At 62.5% G+C, this 1,064-nt stretch carries 1 protein-coding gene; it reads right to left on the bottom strand.

Translation table 11 applies throughout. The features are described 5' to 3' along the window. On the bottom strand, positions 1-1,064 hold a 1,064-nt coding region (locus ACFV20_RS37205; RefSeq protein ID WP_385665623.1), incomplete at both ends, for an FAD-linked oxidase C-terminal domain-containing protein.

Below are 1,064 nucleotides of genomic sequence, written 5' to 3'. Positions count from 1 at the left end.
CGGTTGCGCACATGCCATCAACGGCGCAGGTGGACACGCCGTCATAGTCGTAGCCCTCCAGTATCCGGTGCGCCAGCTCGTGGTCGCCTCTGGATTTGGCGACTTCTGCGTCTCGGCGCAGCGTGATTCGCTGCCGTGGAGTGAGCGTGAGTTTCCGTGATGGGCACACTGGTTCGCAGTAGCCGCACTCTACGCAGCGGTCCACTTCTTCTTCGACGGTGGCGGTCTCTTTGAGATCCTTCAGGTACGACCGCGGGTCATCGGACAAAACTGCTCCGGGGTTCAGGATCCCCTGCGGATCGGCGAGGTCCTTAAGCTCGCGCATGACCCCGTACAGCTCAGCGCCGTATTGCCGGCTGACGAAGGGGGCCATGATGCGCCCGGTTCCGTGCTCGGCCTTGAGCGTTCCTCCGGCTCCCAGGACCAGGTCAACGAGGTCTTCGGTGAAGTCTTCCCAGCGGCCGGTGTCCCGTCCGTCACCGAATGCTTCGTTGAGCATGAAGTGCAGGTTTCCGTCTTTGGCGTGGCCGAAGATGACCGAGTCGCGGTATCCATGATGGGAGAGAAGCAAACCCAAGTCTTTGCAGGTGCTCGCCAGCGCCGGAACAGGCACGGCAATATCCTCAAGCATCTGGCTTGTCCCCGAGGGGCGGGCGCTCGCTACCGCCGAATACAGGCCCTTGCGGACCTTCCAAAGACCGGCCCGCTCCCGCGAATCCTGGGTCATTGTGACAGGCAAGGCCAGGCCCAGTTCTGCGAACAGCCGCTCGGCGCCGCGCACTGTCCCCTCGAGTTCCTCGGGCTGGGTCGCGGCGAACTCAACGAGCAATGCCGCAGGGTCGGACAAATCCAAGGTACGGATTTGCTCGGGGCATCCAGGCAATCCGGAGGCCACTCTCAGCGAGGTGGCATCCATGAGTTCGGCAGTCAGCGCCCCTGCCTTCACGAGTTCCGGCACCGCAGTTGCCGCCGCCTGCACACCCGAAAAGATCAGAAGCCCTGTGGAAATGTGTGGTTTGACTTCCACCGTGTCAAAAACGGATTCGGCGACAAACGCCAGGGTC

This window comes from Streptomyces sp. NPDC059696, assembly GCF_042733745.1.
Taxonomy (GTDB): Bacteria; Actinomycetota; Actinomycetes; order Streptomycetales; family Streptomycetaceae; genus Streptomyces.
The sequence above is the reverse complement of the archived record's forward strand: the minus strand, read 5'-3'. Positions and strand labels throughout refer to the sequence as shown.